Source organism: Pseudarthrobacter sp. TAF60_1 (assembly GCF_052113505.1).
Lineage (GTDB): Bacteria > Actinomycetota > Actinomycetes > Actinomycetales > Micrococcaceae > Arthrobacter.
Genome location: NZ_JBFRDI010000065.1, coordinates 1 through 380, shown reverse-complemented (window position 1 = coordinate 380; position 380 = coordinate 1). Strand labels below are relative to the sequence as shown.

At 67.4% G+C, this 380-nt stretch carries 1 protein-coding gene; it reads left to right on the top strand.

The features are described 5' to 3' along the window. Positions 1–380, top strand: a 380-nt coding sequence (locus AB4Y73_RS20500) for a transposase (RefSeq protein ID WP_441874526.1), incomplete at both ends; no start/stop codon positions are given.

Below are 380 nucleotides of genomic sequence, written 5' to 3'. Positions count from 1 at the left end.
CTGGATGAGATCCCGGGCATCGGCCCCGTTGCCGCCGCCGTTATTCTCGCCGAGATCGGGGTCGACATGTCCCGGTTCCCGACCGCGGGGCACCTGTGTTCCTGGGCAAAGTTCTCCCCGGGCATCAGCTCCTCAGCCGGAAAGACGAAGGGCAACGGCTCCACCGGACACGGCAACCGCTACCTCGCCCGGGTCCTGGGCGAGGCCGCCGTCGGAGTCGGCAGAACAGACACCTTCCTGGGCGAACGCCACCGAAGGATCGCCCGACGGCGGGGCAAGAAACGCGCCATCGTCGCCGTCGGACGTTCCATCCTCATCATCATCTGGCACCTGCTCCAAGACCCGGACGCCCGGTTCCGAGACCTAGGCGCGGACCACTT